We start from the raw sequence: 16,645 nt of genomic DNA, 5'->3' as shown, positions 1-16,645 counted from the left end.
TCTCGCGGATAGCGAGACCTAATAAATCACATCGCCGCTTGTTAATTCCAGATCGCGCCGTAAACGGCATTGGCTGAGATCATGTTGATACTGACGTTTCCCTCGAACCGCGCAGTGCCATTTCGTATATATAATGTACCAGGCATAAGCGAAGAGCCTTCCACCTCACCGCCAATACTAATATAATTTTTAACAACCATACCGCCGGTAGAAATAGCACTTACATCCTCTTTTTCATGATAACCGATCATTACGGTGTCATTGACCGCGTCATATTTGATGCCTTTTACCAGCATGGCATACGGCGCCGCGATCATTTCTATGCGCTGATTCATGGATACGCCATCTACCCAGACTTCTACCCAGAGAGCGCTTGCACTAGCCAGAGCCTCTACCTTAGCAATAGTGTCTAAGTTTATTTTAGCTGTATAGTTGCCATTAAAAATGGTTACTCTCGTATCTTCGCCTTTAGTATACAAGGGGTTTCCGCCTTCAGCATTTTCGTAAAAAAGAAAATTCATAGACACGGCACTTATCTCTTCGGTGCTTCCGCTACTATTAGTCAAATACCCTTGAAAAGAAATGGTTCGATTAGAGAGACTAGACTGAGGAGAGTCCGCGCTGACAAAAACAGTCATAACGCAGAATAAGATCAGCGCATTAAAGAGATTAAAGAGTTTAAACGACCTCATGAAAACCCCCTAAATATTATACCATAAGCTCTATCTAATATCGTTGGCCGCAGGCGCATAAATGTATCGAATTTTTTTGTTATATTGAGAAAGCGGCGCGCGGGAAAATTACTGTATAATTAAATTATGCGTTATTCTATCGACACGCGTACTTTGCAGCCCGGGGATATTTTTATTCCGGTCAAGGGCGGGCATTTTGACGGGCATGATTTTATTGCCGAAGCGCGACGCAAAGGCGCCGGCCAAATACTCGATGTTGATTTAGGCCAATTCGCTACGGAACAGCGGCGGAAATATAATATTCCGATCATTGCGGTCACGGGCAGTTCGGGCAAGACCACGACCAAAGACCTGCTCGCCGCGGTATTGGGACAAAGATTTAATTTAATAAAATCCGCCGAAAATCAAAACAACGAGATCGGCGTGCCGCTGACGCTGCTAAAGATCGAGGAGCATACGGAATTGGCCGTCGTGGAAATGGCCATGCGCGGCGCGGGACAAATAGAATACCTGTCCCGGATCGCCAGGCCCACACACGCTGTGATAACCAATATCGGCTGGACGCATATAGAGCTGCTCGGCAGCCGCAACAGCATTGCTCAAGCCAAAGCGGAAATTATTCAGCCGGATATGACTATTTTTCTGAACGAAAATGACGATTATTTTACTTATTTGCGCCAAATCGCTGGCGCCAGAAACGCGCGGGTGATCGGCTACAAAAGCGCAAAAATTTTGGACATCAATAAAGCCGCCGTGACAGCCGTCGCCAAACATTTTGGCCTGACCGACGAACAGATCGCCGCTGGACTAGCCCGGGGACAGTCCTCTCCGCACCGCCAGAAAATAATTAAACACAACGGCCTGACGCTGATCGACGACACCTACAATGCCAATCCCGACGCGGTGAATTTTGCCCTGCAAGCCCTGCGCGAGACACCGGCCGCGCGGCGCATCGCTGTGCTGGGCGACATGCTGGAACTCGGCGGCTGGGCGGAAACCCTGCACAAGCAGATCAACACAGCCGGTCTGGATATGGTGTACACCTGCGGCCAATTGTCCGCCAATATCCCGCAGCAGGAACATTTTACGGACAAAGGCGCGCTGGTAAAAAAATTAAAAGAAACTTTGCGCCCGGGCGACGTTGTTTTGTGCAAAGGCTCGCGCGGTCTGCAAATGGAAACGATCGTTCAAGAATTATTGTTGTAGCGGTGGCTTCGACTCCGCTCAGCCACCGTCAACTTCACTCCCTGACTACAAGCCCGTTATTAGGGAGTGGAGGCATCCCGCGGATACACCGGCGAAGGGAGCGCCATCAATACATCTTCAAGAATTCCAGGAAATCAGCAGCGAGAAAACAATAAAAGAAACCGCGGTGACCAGCGTGAATTGGTCGAGTCCTTTTTCCATTTCTTTTTGCGCGCTGCCGTAAACATTGGCCTGACCGCCGATACCGGCTATGCCGTCGGCCTTGGCGGAGTGCAGCATCACGGCGATGATCAAGAGCGCCGCGGAAAGCTGCTGCAAGACTAAATAAAATATCATGCCAGTAAACTCCTTCCGGTAAATTCTGGAGGCTGCGGTATACCCAGTATTTTTAACATAGTCGGCGCGATATCGGCAAGCGCTCCGCCGGAGAGCAGCGTCAGGTTTTTCTTGTCCGTCACGTAAATAAGCGGCACGGGATTCAGTGAATGGGCTGTCCAAACCTTACCGTCCCGCAGCATCTGGTCAGAGTTGCCATGATCCGCGGTAATCAATAATTCTCCGCCCTGTTCCCGCACCGCGGCGACCAGACGTCCCACGCATTTGTCCACAGCCTCGACCGCTTTTTGCGCGGCGGCAAAAACGCCGGTATGCCCGACCATATCGGAATTGGCAAAATTCAAAATGACCGCCTCATATTTGCCGGACTTGACCGCCGCCTCCGCTTTGTCGGTCACTTCAGGCGCGGACATTTCCGGCTGTAGATCATATGTCGCTACTTTGGGCGAAGCGACAAGTATCCGGTCTTCGCCAGGATACGGCTCTTCCCGTCCGCCGTTAAAGAAAAAAGTCACATGCGCGTATTTTTCCGTCTCGGCAGTGTGCAGCTGCTTTAAGCCCCGCTTGCTCAAAATTTCGGCCAGACAATTTGTAATTGCTTCTTTGGCAAAAGCGACCGGCGCGGCAATAGTCTCGTCATACAGGGTCAGGCAGACAAAATGCGTCTGCGGCCAGAGCTGGCGCGCAAAACCCTGAAAATCCTGATCGACAAAAGCGCGGGTGATCTCGCGCGCGCGGTCGGGGCGGAAGTTGAAAAACACCACAGCATCGCCGTCCCGGACAGGCTCGGCTCCGGAGACGATCGTTGGTTTGACGAACTCGTCGTTTTCGTCGCGCGCGTAAGCGGCGTCCAGGGCGGACTGAGCGTCTGCCGCCGCGTAACCTTTTAATTCGGTGAGCATCTCGTAAGCCTGCCGCACCCGCTCCCAGCGGTTGTCTCTATCCATCGCGTAGTAACGTCCGGTGATCGTCGCTATCTGGCCGACGCCGATTTCTTTAGACCTTTTGGCAAATTGCGTGAAAAACTCTTTGGCCGAACGCGGCGGCACATCGCGGCCGTCTAGAAAAGCGTGTACAAAAACTTTATTTAAACCGCTGCGTTTGGCCAGCTCCAGCAGACCGTATAAATGCTCCAGATGCGAATGTACACCGCCGTCGGAAAATAAGCCCATTAAATGCAGCGCGGAATTATTTTTGCGGCAATTTTCCGCCGCCGCCAGCAATTCCTTGTTTTGAAAAAAATCTCCGTCGCGGATCGCTTTGGAAATCCGGGTCAGCTCTTGATAAACAACACGCCCCGCGCCAAGATTCAAGTGCCCGACTTCGGAATTGCCCATTTGTCCGTCCGGCAGGCCGACCGCCTCGCCGTCCGTGCGCAGTGTCGTGTGCGGATAGTCCCGCCAGTATTTATCCATATTCGGCGTGTCAGCCGCTTCGATCGCGCTCTCGGTTTTGTTGTGGTTGATCCCCCAGCCGTCAAGTATAACCAGCATTAATTTAGTACTCATCGTCTGGGAATTTTAACAGGAAACATTGATTTTTAAAATCGCCTGCCATATAATCGCTAAAATTTCAGGGCGGGGGAAATTAAATTGAAGGGACGCGTTATGCTGAACAAAGTAATCACTCTCCCGATTGAAGAAACAGAAACATTATCCTGGGCAAACGCGCTAAAACTCGGCGACCGGCAAAACCGCACCAGCGCCGCAGAAGAAAAAGCGGTTTGCCAAACAGCCATCGCCAAAATCCGTGAGCAAATGGGCGCACAGGCGCGCGTCAGCCGCGCGCCGGCTACAGTAGAATTTGGCACTTCCGGCTGGCGCGGGCGCATCGGCGAAGATTTCACCATACATAATGTAAAAAAAGTTACCCGCGCGATAATCGATACAATGCAAACCGCTGCATTTTTGGCGGTCAACAATTATAGCTGTTTTGCCGAGGTGCAGGAACGCGGCCTTGTGGTTTTTCGTGACAATCGTTACCTGGGTGAGGAATTTATGGCCGCGGCCATAGCTGAATTGCACGCGGCCGGCATCAGAACCTACGCTGCCGGAGAATGTCCGACCGGTATCGGCTCGGCTGTCGTTACGGAATTAGGCGCGGCCGGCTCGCTCAATTTCACGCCGTCGCACAATCCGATGGACTACGCGGGTCTGAAATTCAATCCAGCGGACGGCGGGCCGGCCGGACTGGAAATCACCAGCCTTGTTCAAGGCCGCGCCAATGAATATATGCAAACCGCCGATTTTCAACCAGCTGCAGAAATTGACGTGACGCTGAATGAAGAAATTTTTCCCGTCTACATTTATCTGGATTTTCTGCAAAAAAGCCAGATCATTGATCTGGCCAAATTAAAAGAATTGCTCCTGGCTAACAAAGACAAAATCACACTGATCATCGATAACATGCACGGCGCATCACGCGGTGTGTTTGAGGCAATTTTCGGTGAAGACATTATTAGCCAGCTCGACATTCGTTTCCGAAATACGGAGACGGATTATTCTTTTCACGGTGTGAAGCCTGAGCCGTCCGCCGCTAATCAAGAACCGTTGATCGCCGAGCTGCAAAGATCAGACAAGCCGCTGACGCTGGCCGCGGCTCTTGATCCGGACGCCGACCGCATCAGATTTGCTGACCGAAATTTGGACATCGATATGAATATGTTTTCCGCCATAGCGCTGGATTACGCGATCAAGCGGGGCTTGCTCCAGGGCGTCGCCACTTCCGTGGCCAGTTCCGGTTTCGCGGCCGCTATCGCCCGTCAGGAAAACCTGCCTGTCGAGTCAACCGCTGTCGGCTTCAAAAATTTCCGCGCGCCTTTGGCGCAGCAGCGGGCGGCTGTCGCTTTTGAGGAAAGCGACGGCATTAGTTTTATCGGCCATACTCTGGAAAAAGACGGCATTATCGGTTTTCTCGTCGCGCTGTCCGCCGTGCTGGAAAGCGGCAAAAATCTTTCCGCGCTGTACAGCGAGCTGCAGGAAAAATATGGCTATTATTATCCGGGTAAAAGCGGTCGGACTATCGAGAATATTTCTATCACCGAATGGCAGCGGCTCCGTCAGGCTGTTATTGAAAACATCAAGACCGGTTACAAAATTGGTTCTGTCGTTATGATCAACGGCGAAGCGAAAAAGATCAGCCAGATTTTGTCCGCGGACGGCCTAAAATTTATCTTTGAGGACGACAGCTGGATACTGCTGCGCTCTTCCGGCACGGAGACCAAATTTCGTTATTATTATGAGACCACCGGTCAGGACAATGACAAAATCCTGCCCGCTTATGAACAGGCCGCGGAGCAGATCCTCGAACAGGCCCTGCGCGAAGTTGTTTAGCTTATTTCCCCGCCACCATAATACTGGAGATCCAGATACTCGGTGATCCGTAATGACCTGCGAATTCCAGATCACTGCCGCAGGCTTTCACGGACTTTAATAAATCCGTCAGATTGCCGGCGATGGCCATGTCTTTGACCGGCGCGGCCAGTTTACCGTCCTTGATGAGCTGCCCGGACGCGCCGAAAGAAAACTCGCCGGACACCGGATCGGCCGTATGCAGCCCCATGATATTTTCGATCAGCGCGCCGCGGCCGATACTTTTGATGATGTTTGGTCTGGTCAATTTACCGGCCTGAAAATAAAGATTGCTCGCGCCGATAACTGGCTCGCTGAAAATCGAGGCGCGCGCGGCATTGCCCGCGTATGGCACGCCGCTTTGGCGCGCGGAATAACCATCATAAAAAAAATCTCTTAGCTGACCGTTTTTGATGAGAATCCTTTTACGCCCGGGCACGCCCTCGCCGTCGTAGAGGAATGAGCCGCTCAAGGCCGGCAAACGCGGATCATCGACAAGCGTAATTTTTGCCGAGGCCACCTGCCGGCCTAATTTGCCGCGGAAAAGCGATTTTTGGCGCAGGACATTTTCCGCGCTGAAAAGTTCGGTCAACACCGACAAAAAATCGCGGGCTACGGAGGGCGTTAAAAGCAAATCGTACCGGCCGGTTTGCGCGGGCACAGCATCGAGCATTCGCACCGCGCGTTCAGCGGCGCGGCGGCCGATCTTTTCCGGCGCGATTTTGGCGGGAGACACAGCGTACTGAAAATCATAAGCCGCTTCCATTTTTGCGCCGGACTTCGCGGCGATCTCCAGCGAGAGTCCGCAGAGCGTTCTGCGGCTGCGCGCGTCAACGCCGTGGGTGTTTACCAGACGGGTCTCCCCCGCCGCGGCAAAAGCCGCCGCGGACTCCGTGGCAAAAATCCGGCTGTCAAATTCATAAGCCGCGCGTTCGGCGCGTTTCGCCCAGTCCGTTAATTCCAGCAAAGACAGTTTGGCCGCGGACGCAGAGTAGATCCGCAGCGCTTTCTGACTGCTACGGTTCCATCCGGCGTCCGGCGGCGGCAGTCCCAGCAATTTATCCCGCGCGGCATAACCGGCATTGACAACAGCCATGTCTACCGCGCGCAGAATATCCGCGTCGGTCAAAGCGGAAGTATAGGCAAAACCCGCGCGTTTTTGGCAGATAACCCTGACCGCCAATCCGCGGTCACCGGCGGACTCAACTTTTTCCAGCGTCCTCTGCCGCACGACCGCGCTCTCTTCGCGGCCGCTGGTCAGAAAAATCTCCGCTTCGTCCGCGCCGCGCTCCCGGGCATACTGTAAATACTTTTGCAGTTCGATCATTTTTGTCCGCCTACGATCAAATTTGGTATGCGCACTGTCGGCTGTCCGTCAGAAACCGGCGCGGTCTGGCCTTTGCCGCAAACGCCGGAAATAAAACGCAGATCATTGCCGACCCGATCAATGCTTTTTAAGACCGCGCTGCCGCTGCCGACCAGCGTCGCGCCGCGCACTGGCCGGCCGATAACGCCGTCTTGCAGCAAATAGCCTTCGGTCACTTCAAAAACAAAATTGCCATTGGTAACATCGACCTGCCCGCCGCCGAGTTTTTTGACAAAAAGGCCTTTCTCCACCGAGCGGATAATCTCCGCGGGGTCATCCGCGCCGGCGGCCAGATAAGTGTTGGTCATACGCGGCAGGGGCGCGTAGCGGTACGATTCGCGGCGGCCGTTGCCGGACAAGCGGTGTTTCAGCAAACCAGCGTGCAGACGGTCATTCATAAATCCGCTGACTTTGCCGGCCTTGATCAAAATATTTTTCCGCGCCGGCGTGCCTTCATCATCACAAGCCGCCGTGCCGTACAGACCGGCCAGCGTGCCGTCATCGATTATCGTGACACATTTTGGGAACAATTGTGCGCCAAGTGTGTCCGTAAATATGGAGGTTTTTTTATAGATAAAATCCGCTTCCAGAGCATGGCCACAGGCTTCATGGATCATCGTGCCGCCGGCCTCGCCGCTCAAGACTACCGGCATGGCGCCAGCCGGCGCCTGAGGCGCGGAAAGCAGCAATACCGCCCGCGCGGCGGCGATTTCGGCCAAATCTTCCGCGCGCCGCAAAGCAAAATCTCCCCAGCCGCCGCTGAAACCCGCCGCCTCATAGCCGGTCTGCAGATCGCCGCCCTGTTTGGCTACGCACTGCACCAAAAATCTCCGGCGCGCTCGCGTGTCCGTGCTCCAAACACCCTCGGTATTGGCAATGAAAACCTTTTGTTCGCTTTCGCCAAAGCGCGCCGTTACCTGACAGATTTTTTTAGAAAACCGGCGCGCGGTTTTTTCCGCGGCGCGGAGCAGCTCGATCTTTTCACCGACGGTCTTTTGGTCTGCCGCGGTTTGATAATTTTTCCGCGAAAAATCCGCCAAAGTTTTACGGCCGGACCGCGCGGCCAGCGCGCTGATCCTTTCAGCCAAAGCCAAAATATCTTCCGCGCGCAGAGAATTAACAAAACCATAATAAGTCTGCGCGCCGTTGATGACGCGGAAACCGCAGCCGCAGTCCACACCGGAACGGATCCGCTCCAGCTGGCCATTGTCCAAGCCGGCCGAAAAAGCCGTTTTGTATTCCGCAAACACTTCGGCAAATTGATGCCCGGCCCGCAGCGCGGTTTTTAAAGTTTTTTGCACAAGTTTTTGTTCCAGCATCAGACCAGCTCGCTCACTTGATTGTTGCCCAGAAACATAACGACCAATCCGTAGACCACAAACACCGCTTGAAAGCCGCCCAGGAGAGCGGTCAAAATTTCAGCATAAGGCAATTTTTGCAAAAGCTCGGCAGCCAAACTGACAACCAGCGCGGTCAGCAAAACAAAAAACAAAACTTGCAGCGCGTGGCGGAAATTTTTAAACAGGTAATTGCCGAGCAGGTAATAGATCCGGTATACCGGCATATTGCTCAAAACATAGACCGCCGGAAAAAGCGTTTCACACAGACCGATCAGGAAAATCAGCGGCAGCAGCAGGAACGCGCCTTTAGCGGCCAGCTGGCTGCCCAGCAGCGAGAGCAGCAGCAGTCCCAGCATAGCCAGCGCAAGCAGCGGCAGTACGAAGCCAAAAAAAAGTGTCGGGATGTAACGCTTCGCGCTGTCCGCCAAAGCCTGTCCGACTAAAATTTTTTTACGCACGACCATCTGCCGCGCGCAGTCTGCCGCGAAGATCTGCACAAAAACAGTCAGCGCGAAAGTCAGAAATAAGAGCGCATAGCTTAGTTGTGTTTCGGTAAAATAATTCGCAAAAAATTTGGCGGGCAGAACCGCGGCTAAACGCGCGGCCAGCGCCACGTACAGCGCGATCTGATCCTGTTTGAGCAAATGTAAAACTCTAGCGACCACGGTCTATAGCCTCGTTTACTAATTTGTCAGCTTCTTTATTCTGCGCGCGCGGCACATGCGTCAGGGAAAACTTCTGCAGTTTGGCGATCAATTCCGCCGCCTGAAAATACAAACCGCGCAATTTTTCATCTTTGACCCTGTACTGGCCGTTGATCTGGCGTACCATCAATTCGCTGTCGGCAAAAACCTCCAGCTCACTGTAACCCAGCTCCGCGGCCTGACGCAGGAGTAGGATCAACGCCGTGTATTCCGCGACATTATTGGTGGCCGTACCGAGATATTCGCTGATCGTCAGAGGCTTGGCGCCGAGCAAAACCGCTCCCGCGCCAGCCGGCCCGGGGTTGCCCCGCGCGCCGCCGTCCACAAAACCCCTGCCTTTCATAAAAAGATTTTAACATTTATAATGCGTTTATGGTGATAATCGCGCCGTCTATTCTCTCCGCGGATTTTGCAGAATTACGCAAGGATGTCGCTCTGGCCGAAAAAGCCGGCGCGCCATGGCTGCATCTCGACATCATGGACGGACATTTTGTCCCCAATCTGACCTTTGGCGCGGCAGTCGTGGCGGCGCTGCGGCCGCGGACAAAACTTTTTTTTGACGCGCACTTAATGATCGAAAATCCTGAAAAATATCTGACAGCTTTTGCCGCGGCGGGCGCCGATTTGATCTGCGTGCATTTGGAAACGCTGCAAGACCCCGTGAAAGTTTTGCGGCAAATAAAAGCGCTGGGCAAAAAAGCCGGTCTGGCTATCAACCCTGACCAAAACTTTGAGCGGCTCCAGCCGTATCTGCCGGAGCTGGATCTGGCGCTTTTCATGTCCGTTTGGCCTGGTTTTGCGGGGCAGAAATTTATCGCCGGTTGCCTGCCGGAAATAACCAAATGCCGCGCTTACATTACTGCCCAGAGCCTGCCGGTGGACATAGAGATAGACGGCGGCATCAACCGCGCCACCGCGCCGGCCGCCATTGCGGCGGGCGCCAATGTGCTGGTCGCCGGTTCGGCCATATACCAGGCCGCTGATCCAGCCGCCGAAATCCAACATTTTATTTCGCTGTAAAATTTTGCAACAACTCTAAAGAACTTGCGATATCCTGCTGTAAGGAAAAAGACTTACAAATACAGATATGAGGTGCTTTATGAAAAGAACAAACACTACAGTTATTTTGAGCGAGAAATTTCAACAGGGCATGCGGCACATGAATATGTACGAGCATCTGACCAAAAAGGATGAGAGTTGTTACAAAGGCAGCATCAAGTCGCTGAATTCCGAGCTGTACATCCTGCGGGATGAAAATGGCCAGGATGTCTGCGGCCTGCTCGACCAAAAATCTTTCATGGAAGCCCTGCTGGAGACCGACGTGGCGCATCTGTGGACGACAGTGAAGAATTAAATCAACTTGCGAAAACTTGATGCTCGCAAAACTTTCTTTCATACTCGAAAATTACAGTATAATTTTAAAAGTTTCGTCCAGAGGAGACAGCAAAATTATTAGCTATTGACATTCAATATCATTATGCTAAACTAACCTTGGCGTTTCTATAGCCGCGCAAAGGAGTACTGGCATGTCGGAAACTAAACCCCGCCGGACAGGCCTGGCGCGTTTATGGGAACTGGCTCTGCGGAAAAAGGCGCTGACTATTTCTGCCTGTGTTCTGTCTGTGCTTAGCAGTGTCATTTCTTTCCTGCCGTTCATCGCCGTCTACTATATTATTAGGGAACTGGCGGCGCATTACGCTGATTTGAGCGCGCTTAACGCGGCCTATCTGCTAAAACTTGGCTGGCTGGCGGCAGGAGGCGCGGTGGCCGCTATTGCGCTGAATTTCGGCGCGCTGATGTGCTCGCATCTCGCCGCATTTACCACGCTGTATCAGCTCAAGCTGGATTTCGCCCGCCACATCGCCGCTCTGCCGCTGGGTTTTCACACCAGCCACTCCACCGGCCAGCTACGTAAAATCGTGGATGAAAATATTGAGAAGCTGGAGACATTCATCGCGCATCAACTGCCCGATCTGGCTGCTTCCTCCGCCATGCCCGTTATCGCGCTGCTCGTTCTGTTTTGGTTTGATTGGCGGCTGGGGCTGGCCAGCTTCGCGCCGATCGCGCTGGCTTATTTTATTCAAGCTAAAGCGTTTGGCAGCAAAGCCGCGCAAAAATTTATAAAACGTTATCAGGATTCGCTGGAAGAAATGAATACCGCCGCTGTCGAATATGTGCGCGGCATCGCGGTGGTTAAGGTTTTTAATCAAACGATTTTTTCGTTCCGCAAATTTTACGAGACCATCAAAAACTACGGCCGGTTTTGTCTGGACTACACCCTGTCTTTTGGCAATTATATGGTGCTTTTTATGCTTATTATCGGCAATGTGTATATATTTCTGCTGCCGGTGATCATCTGGCTGGCCGGGCGCGCGGCGGATTACCCGCAGTTCGCGCTTTCCGCGGTGTTTTATCTGATATTTTCGGTGTCGCTGGCCACGCCTTTTACCAAGCTCCTGTACGTGTCGCAGACCGGGCGGCAGATCGCGGACGGCATTGAACGCCTGGACAAAATCCTGGACACCCCGCCGCTGCCGGAAACGCAGTCTCCGCAAACCACCAACAATTACGCGATAAGTTTTGAGAATGTCACTTTCACTTACAACGACAATTCCGCCGCTTTGTCCGGCGTCAGTTTTACGGCCAGACCGGGTGAGATAACCGCGCTGGTCGGGCCGTCCGGTGGCGGCAAAAGCACGATAGCGCATCTGATCCCCCGCTTTTACGACGCGCAGTCCGGCGCGGTCAAGATCGGCGGCGTAGACATTCGGGAGATGACCAATGAATATTTGCTGAGTCTGGTCAGCTTTGTTTTTCAGGACGTGTTTTTGTTCAAGCAGAGCATCGCGGACAATATTTTGATCGGCAATAAAAACGCTTCCCGCGTGGAAGTGATCGCCGCCGCTAAAGCCGCCCAGTGCCACCAGTTTATCGAAAAACTGCCGCAAGGCTACGCCACGGTGATCGGCGCGCAAAACATTCATCTGTCCGGCGGAGAAAAACAGCGTCTCGTGCTGGCGCGGGCTGTGCTCAAGAACGCGCCAATACTGGTGCTGGACGAGGCCACAGCTTTTGCCGATCCGGAAAATGAGCACAAGATACAGCTGGCTCTGGAAAAACTAATGCGGAAAAAGACCGTGATCATCATCGCCCACCGCCTCTCCACCGTGCGCGGCGCGGATAAAATACTGACTCTCAACCGGGGAAAAATAGTTGAAGAAGGGACGCATGAAACACTGATCGCCGCGCGGGGGCTTTACAGCCGAATGTGGAAACAATCTGCCAGCGCGTTGGATTGGACACTGTCCTCTGGCAGCACAGGAAAGGAGCAGACCGGTGTTTAAAATCAAAGAACTGCTGGGCCTGTCGGACGCCGGATACCGCGATTTTCGGCGCGGCGTGCTGGCCTGCGTTTTGACCAATTTGCTACTTTTGCTCTCTTTTGCGGTAATTATTCAAACGATCATTACCTTGCTGGAGCCGCTGCTAAACGGAGAGCCGTTAAATATCTTGAAACTGTGGCTGCTGCTGGGCGCGGGACTGGCGGCAGGTATTTTATATTTTTTCGCCTACCACAATGAATACCATAAGACTTACACGGTGTCCTACAGCGAGTCAGAAAAAATCCGGCTGGAAGTGGCGGAACATCTCCGCCGTCTGCCGTTAAGTTTTTTCAATCATAAAGATCTGGCCGAACTGACCACCAATATTATGGCCGACTGCACCACTATCGAACATGTCATGAGCCATGTTCTGCCCGGTTTGAGCGCGGACATTATTGCGGCGGCGCTGGCCTGCGGCGCGCTAGCTTTGTACGACTGGCGTATGGCTCTGGCTTTATTCGCCGCGCTGCCTCTGTCACTGGGGCTTATTCTGGGCGGGCGGAAAATACAGACTGTCTTCGGTGAACGCAGTGTACAGGCCAAATTAAATGTCTCCGAGCAAGTGCAAGAATATCTGGACGGCATCAAGGTGATCAAAGCCTTTGGTCTGTCCGGTGAAAAATCTAAAGCGCTGGAAACGGCTTTGCGCTCCATGGCGCGGGAAGCGTTCAAATTTGAATGGATCAGCGGCGCTTGCATTGTGCTGTCCATGATGATCCTGCAAGTGGGGCTTGGTCTGGTAACGCTGATCGGCACGCTGCTTTTGACCGGCGGCAGCCTGGATGTCATTAAACTGCTGATCTTTATTATCATCAGCGCGCGTATCTATTCGCCGCTAATCGTTGTCCTAACGCTGCTGCCGGAACTTTTTTATTTTCTGATTTCCACGCGGCGGATGCAGGCTCTGCGCCGCGAGCCGCTGCTGACTGGCGCGGAAGACATTGTTTTGCCGGATTATAATATTGAGTTTAAAGAAGTTTGCTTTGCTTACAATAATCAAGATGTGCTCAAAAACGTGAACTTAAAAATCCCGCAGAACGGCGTCACCGCGCTGGTCGGGCCATCCGGCAGCGGCAAGACCACGATCGCACGCCTGATCGCCCGTTTCTGGGATGTGCGTTCGGGCGAGATACTGATCGGCGGACAGAATATCCGCGGCATTGAGCCGGAGCGTTTATTGAATTACATGAGTTTTGTTTTTCAAGATGTGATACTGTTTAACGACACGGCGCTGGGCAATATCCGCATCGGCAGACAGAACGCTTCGGACGCTCAGGTGCGCGCAGCGGCGAAAATGGCGCGCTGCGACGAATTTATTCGCGCTCTGCCGCAGGGTTACGCGACTATTCTCGGCGAGAATGGCTGCACGCTCTCCGGCGGCGAACGCCAGCGCCTCTCGATCGCCCGCGCGCTATTGAAAGACGCGCCGATCGTCCTGCTGGACGAAGCCACCGCCAGTCTGGATCCGGAGAACGAAACACAGATCCAGGCGGCCATTTCGGAATTGGTCAAAGGCCGAACGGTCATTGTCATCGCGCACAGGCTGCGCACTGTGCTAGGCGCGGATAAAATAGCAGTGTTCGACAATGGTAGATTAGTGGAAGCAGGCTCTGCCTCTGAACTGTTGGCCAAAAACAAACTCTTCGCGCGCCTGTACAAGCTACAGCAGGAAAGTCTGGGCTGGACGGTGAAGCGTTGAGCAGCAGCATTATTGTTTTATGCCGAACTCCCAGCTTCAGTCACTTTGATAATATAGATCAGCGTGTAATAACTTGGCCTATTGTCGAACGCCGTGCCAGAACCAGCACTGTCCACAGTGCCGGAAATACTGCCACCGGAGATAATATGCGTGTGCAAGCCGCTTTCAAGAATAGTTACATTGACATTGTGGGAATGTACGCCTTCTCCAATACCAGTGAAACAATTCGATAAAGTATGGGTATGACTGCTATTGGTACTGGTTATTGAAATCCCTGTTTTTTCTTTGGTTGTACGCAGCTCACCTATCTTAGTGTCTGTAAGCGTATAATTACCTGCACTGATACCAGCCCTTGAGCGTGACATTGTCCTGCCAGCTTGTGCCGTCGTACATCAGGATTATGCCTTTGGGAAAGAACACCATATTCAGCATATCCGCCGCCAGCATAGGCTGGCCTTTTTCGATTACCATAAGAACCTCCCTTATTTTACGTTTTATTAAAGCGTGCTTTTATAAAGCGTAAAAATTGTACACCAATATAGTTAGTATTGCAAGTACCGGAGCGAAACATGAAATTAAATATTGGTAAAAACATCAAATCTTTTCGTAAAATTGCCGGTTTGACCCAAGAAAAGCTGGCCGATAAAGCGGGGTTAACCTTGCGTTATTTTCAGCATATCGAAAGCGGCGTGGGAATACCCGCTATACCCACGTTAATAAAAATCGCCCAAGCTCTGAACAAAAACATCAAAGATTTTTTCTAGCGGGGAAACCAGGTATTTGCAGAGGCTTCTTTGCCGTTTGCTTGTGGACAGCAAATTGATTTGTTAATATTATAGCATTATGGTTGTCAAATCTTTTGAAAATCTGCGCCAAAAATTGAAAAACAAAAAAATATTGCGAAAATATAAGCTCTCCAGACTGGGAGTTTTTGGTTCTTTCGCGCGCGGACAAAAAGCCAGAGATATTGATTTTTATATAGACGCGGAATCTCTTATAGGGAAAGAATCCAAAATGAGCGAGGAGACGCCAAACTCTGGGTCAATCCGGACTGCGGCTTAAAGACCCGCGCGGAAGCTGATACAATTTGCCTGGCAAAAAGTTCAATCTAAACCGCTGGCTAATTCAGCCAATAGCGAAGGTTCTGCTGGCTTCCAGCCAAGTGCGGCTCGTGTTATCTCACTTGAAGCGGGATTATCCGCACCGGCGATTGCGCCGAAAAAACCGAAATACGCTACCGCTTGTTCCGGTGTTATAGGCTTAACAGGCACATTCAACCGCCGGCCTATCGCTTCCGCAATAACGCGGAACGCAATAGCGTTGTCCCCGACGCCTTGATACTTCGCGCCGCTTTTGCCTTTTTCAAGCGCAAGGAGATACAGCTTCGCCAAGTCAAGCACGTGGACAGCATGGATATGATTGCCGCCGCCGCCCACATAAACAGACTCGCCTTTTTGCGCAGCAATATCGATAAGAGCGGCAATAAAGCCGTTTGTCAATGATCCGCTATAAACAAATCGTGCTGGGCGCACAATCCGAACATCCACTCCACGCTTCGTGAAAGGCAACGCCACAGCTTCCGACACCCGCGGAGTAAACGTATCTGAAACATCATCCTCCGCAACAACATGACCCGGCGCGCCATTTGGAACACCGGAAGTCACGACAAGCGGCTTGTTTGTATCGATAAGCGCTTCCCCGAGCGCTTCAATAGCCTGTTTATCGGTATTGCAAGCGTCGGCAAATTCGGCGAAGTTGTGGACAAAAGCGCAATGAATTACAGCATCGGCGCACCGCGCGCCGTGCCTCAAAATATCGGGGCATTCAATCGAACCATCAATGGTGGCCGCGCTCAGTTCCGTAAGTTTTTTCCTGGACTGTTCAGAACGCGCAAGGCCAATAACCTCGTGACCATTCGAGACCAGTTCTTTGATTACGGCAGAACCAATAAATCCTGTGCCTCCTGTGATAAATACTTTCATAATTATTCTCCTTGTTTGGTTTTTATTTGTTTTTCGATTTGCACGTCAAGCCCGCTTGACAGCTTTGTCAACAAGGCGAAAAAGAAACAACCGTCAGCCTGCGCAATCTGGTCGCAACAGCGGCCATAGCGCGCAAAAAATCTGGGACAAATTAAAACTAGTTGCGATATATTAACATAAGTAATTTTAAAGTGGAGATAAACAGCTATGCAGACAAAACAAATAGCCACTCAAATAAAAGAAATTTTTGCCCGAAACGAACTCTACAGTGAAACTCTCTTTCGTTACTTTGACCGCAATATACGAGAACAAGAAAAAATAGATCTGGCTATAAAGAACACCCCTATAATTGCCAGTTTTTCAGATGGGAAGGGAGGTCTTAATATAATACGCTGGGTCACTAATAAAAGAATGAAAAACGCTCGGGTGGCAATAGACGATGCCTTTCTTAGCGCCGCTGACAAATACGGGAAAACAATATCGGCGATCAAGTTATCTATAGGAACTAACCTTGATAATCTTGACACAATTTTAAGAAAAATATTTCCTGATCTATCAAACGAAATTATAAGCGTTATTGCAATGGA

At 51.8% G+C, this 16,645-nt stretch carries 19 protein-coding genes; 9 read left to right on the top strand and 10 right to left on the bottom strand.

Features of this window, described 5'->3' with window-relative positions; genetic code table 11:
• Positions 1-41 precede the first annotated feature (41 nt).
• Positions 42-692, bottom strand: coding sequence for a hypothetical protein (locus LBJ25_00270; GenBank protein ID MDR1452397.1), 651 nt, complete (start codon positions 690-692; stop codon positions 42-44).
• A 126-nt stretch (positions 693-818) separates the two neighbouring features.
• Here LBJ25_00270 and LBJ25_00265 point away from each other — a divergent pair, with 126 nt between their 5' ends.
• On the top strand, positions 819-1,898 hold the full coding sequence (locus LBJ25_00265; protein MDR1452396.1) for a UDP-N-acetylmuramoyl-tripeptide--D-alanyl-D-alanine ligase: 1,080 nt from the start codon (positions 819-821) through the stop codon (positions 1,896-1,898).
• Positions 1,899-2,015: 117 nt separating this feature from the next.
• Here LBJ25_00265 and secG read toward each other — a convergent pair whose 3' ends face one another.
• Positions 2,016-2,234 (bottom strand): preprotein translocase subunit SecG, encoded by a 219-nt coding sequence (gene secG, locus LBJ25_00260; GenBank protein ID MDR1452395.1) that lies wholly within the window; start codon positions 2,232-2,234, stop codon positions 2,016-2,018.
• Complete coding sequence (gene gpmI / locus LBJ25_00255; GenBank protein MDR1452394.1) at positions 2,231-3,742, bottom strand: 2,3-bisphosphoglycerate-independent phosphoglycerate mutase; 1,512 nt, start codon at positions 3,740-3,742, stop codon at positions 2,231-2,233. Before gpmI ends, secG begins: the two co-directional genes overlap by 4 nt.
• A gap of 99 nt (positions 3,743-3,841) precedes the next feature.
• On the opposite strand from gpmI, the gene LBJ25_00250 reads away from it, so the two are divergent.
• Positions 3,842-5,566: a phosphomannomutase gene (locus LBJ25_00250; GenBank protein MDR1452393.1), complete on the top strand. Its 1,725-nt coding sequence runs from the start codon at positions 3,842-3,844 to the stop codon at positions 5,564-5,566.
• A 1-nt stretch (position 5,567) separates the two neighbouring features.
• Here LBJ25_00250 and LBJ25_00245 read toward each other — a convergent pair whose 3' ends face one another.
• From LBJ25_00245 to LBJ25_00230, 4 genes are read right to left on the bottom strand one after another with little or no spacing between them, the layout of a single operon-like run.
• Entirely contained in the window at positions 5,568-6,911 is a 1,344-nt protein-coding gene (locus LBJ25_00245; protein ID MDR1452392.1) for a TldD/PmbA family protein, read from the bottom strand.
• Complete coding sequence (locus LBJ25_00240) at positions 6,908-8,269, bottom strand: TldD/PmbA family protein (protein ID MDR1452391.1); 1,362 nt, start codon at positions 8,267-8,269, stop codon at positions 6,908-6,910. Before LBJ25_00240 ends, LBJ25_00245 begins: the two co-directional genes overlap by 4 nt.
• The gene (locus LBJ25_00235; GenBank protein ID MDR1452390.1) at positions 8,269-8,955 is read right to left on the bottom strand and encodes a hypothetical protein; all 687 of its coding nucleotides are present in this window, start codon (positions 8,953-8,955) and stop codon (positions 8,269-8,271) included. Before LBJ25_00235 ends, LBJ25_00240 begins: the two co-directional genes overlap by 1 nt.
• A complete protein-coding gene (locus tag LBJ25_00230; GenBank protein MDR1452389.1) occupies positions 8,945-9,337 on the bottom strand; it encodes a ribonuclease HI family protein in 393 nt (130 codons plus the stop codon). The genes LBJ25_00235 and LBJ25_00230 overlap by 11 nt, the downstream gene beginning before the upstream one ends.
• Positions 9,338-9,366: 29 nt before the next feature.
• On the opposite strand from LBJ25_00230, the gene rpe reads away from it, so the two are divergent.
• From rpe to LBJ25_00210, 4 genes are all read left to right on the top strand, one after another.
• Entirely contained in the window at positions 9,367-10,014 is a 648-nt protein-coding gene (gene rpe, locus LBJ25_00225; protein MDR1452388.1) for a ribulose-phosphate 3-epimerase, read from the top strand.
• Between the two features lie 79 nt (positions 10,015-10,093).
• Positions 10,094-10,348 (top strand): hypothetical protein, encoded by a 255-nt coding sequence (locus tag LBJ25_00220; GenBank protein ID MDR1452387.1) that lies wholly within the window; start codon positions 10,094-10,096, stop codon positions 10,346-10,348.
• A 172-nt stretch (positions 10,349-10,520) separates the two neighbouring features.
• Positions 10,521-12,338 (top strand): ABC transporter ATP-binding protein/permease, encoded by a 1,818-nt coding sequence (locus LBJ25_00215; GenBank protein ID MDR1452386.1) that lies wholly within the window; start codon positions 10,521-10,523, stop codon positions 12,336-12,338.
• The gene (locus LBJ25_00210) at positions 12,331-14,076 is read left to right on the top strand and encodes an ABC transporter ATP-binding protein/permease (GenBank protein MDR1452385.1); all 1,746 of its coding nucleotides are present in this window, start codon (positions 12,331-12,333) and stop codon (positions 14,074-14,076) included. The genes LBJ25_00215 and LBJ25_00210 overlap by 8 nt, the downstream gene beginning before the upstream one ends.
• A gap of 17 nt (positions 14,077-14,093) precedes the next feature.
• Here the strand turns inward: LBJ25_00210 and LBJ25_00205 are convergent, their stop codons facing one another.
• Together LBJ25_00205 and LBJ25_00200 are read right to left on the bottom strand one after the other, a co-directional pair.
• The gene (locus LBJ25_00205) at positions 14,094-14,234 is read right to left on the bottom strand and encodes a hypothetical protein (protein ID MDR1452384.1); all 141 of its coding nucleotides are present in this window, start codon (positions 14,232-14,234) and stop codon (positions 14,094-14,096) included.
• 172 nt (positions 14,235-14,406) lie between these two features.
• Positions 14,407-14,547, bottom strand: a complete 141-nt coding sequence (locus LBJ25_00200; protein ID MDR1452383.1) for a hypothetical protein — start codon at positions 14,545-14,547, stop codon at positions 14,407-14,409.
• 98 nt (positions 14,548-14,645) lie between these two features.
• Between LBJ25_00200 and LBJ25_00195 the strand changes: the two genes are divergently transcribed.
• Both LBJ25_00195 and LBJ25_00190 read left to right on the top strand, forming a co-directional pair.
• Complete coding sequence (locus LBJ25_00195; GenBank protein MDR1452382.1) at positions 14,646-14,840, top strand: helix-turn-helix domain-containing protein; 195 nt, start codon at positions 14,646-14,648, stop codon at positions 14,838-14,840.
• A 243-nt stretch (positions 14,841-15,083) separates the two neighbouring features.
• On the top strand, positions 15,084-15,188 hold the full coding sequence (locus LBJ25_00190; GenBank protein ID MDR1452381.1) for a hypothetical protein: 105 nt from the start codon (positions 15,084-15,086) through the stop codon (positions 15,186-15,188).
• On the opposite strand, the gene LBJ25_00185 is transcribed toward LBJ25_00190, so the two are convergent.
• Entirely contained in the window at positions 15,180-16,058 is an 879-nt protein-coding gene (locus LBJ25_00185) for an SDR family oxidoreductase (protein ID MDR1452380.1), read from the bottom strand. The genes LBJ25_00190 and LBJ25_00185 overlap by 9 nt on opposite strands.
• Before the next feature lie 207 nt (positions 16,059-16,265).
• Here LBJ25_00185 and LBJ25_00180 point away from each other — a divergent pair.
• Positions 16,266-16,645 (top strand): hypothetical protein (locus tag LBJ25_00180; protein MDR1452379.1); only part of this gene is annotated, 380 nt, incomplete at its 3' end.

The organism is Candidatus Margulisiibacteriota bacterium (assembly GCA_031268855.1).
Lineage (GTDB): Bacteria > Margulisbacteria > Termititenacia > Termititenacales > Termititenacaceae > Termititenax.
Note: the sequence above shows the minus strand (reverse complement) of the source record. Positions and strands in the feature narration are given on the sequence as shown.

Bases quoted from the DNA above. Each gene is read 5' to 3' on its own strand.
- LBJ25_00270 (MDR1452397.1), bottom strand. From the start codon at position 692: ATGAGGTCGTTTAAACTCTTTAATCTCTTTAATGCGCTGATCTTATTC.
- LBJ25_00265 (MDR1452396.1), top strand. From the start codon at position 819: ATGCGTTATTCTATCGACACGCGTACTTTGCAGCCCGGGGATATTTTT.
- secG (MDR1452395.1), bottom strand. From the start codon at position 2,234: ATGATATTTTATTTAGTCTTGCAGCAGCTTTCCGCGGCGCTCTTGATC.
- gpmI (MDR1452394.1), bottom strand. From the start codon at position 3,742: ATGAGTACTAAATTAATGCTGGTTATACTTGACGGCTGGGGGATCAAC.
- LBJ25_00250 (MDR1452393.1), top strand. From the start codon at position 3,842: ATGCTGAACAAAGTAATCACTCTCCCGATTGAAGAAACAGAAACATTA.
- LBJ25_00245 (MDR1452392.1), bottom strand. From the start codon at position 6,911: ATGATCGAACTGCAAAAGTATTTACAGTATGCCCGGGAGCGCGGCGCG.
- LBJ25_00240 (MDR1452391.1), bottom strand. From the start codon at position 8,269: ATGCTGGAACAAAAACTTGTGCAAAAAACTTTAAAAACCGCGCTGCGG.
- LBJ25_00230 (MDR1452389.1), bottom strand. From the start codon at position 9,337: ATGAAAGGCAGGGGTTTTGTGGACGGCGGCGCGCGGGGCAACCCCGGG.
- rpe (MDR1452388.1), top strand. From the start codon at position 9,367: ATGGTGATAATCGCGCCGTCTATTCTCTCCGCGGATTTTGCAGAATTA.
- LBJ25_00220 (MDR1452387.1), top strand. From the start codon at position 10,094: ATGAAAAGAACAAACACTACAGTTATTTTGAGCGAGAAATTTCAACAG.
- LBJ25_00215 (MDR1452386.1), top strand. From the start codon at position 10,521: ATGTCGGAAACTAAACCCCGCCGGACAGGCCTGGCGCGTTTATGGGAA.
- LBJ25_00200 (MDR1452383.1), bottom strand. From the start codon at position 14,547: ATGGTAATCGAAAAAGGCCAGCCTATGCTGGCGGCGGATATGCTGAAT.
- LBJ25_00195 (MDR1452382.1), top strand. From the start codon at position 14,646: ATGAAATTAAATATTGGTAAAAACATCAAATCTTTTCGTAAAATTGCC.
- LBJ25_00185 (MDR1452380.1), bottom strand. From the start codon at position 16,058: ATGAAAGTATTTATCACAGGAGGCACAGGATTTATTGGTTCTGCCGTA.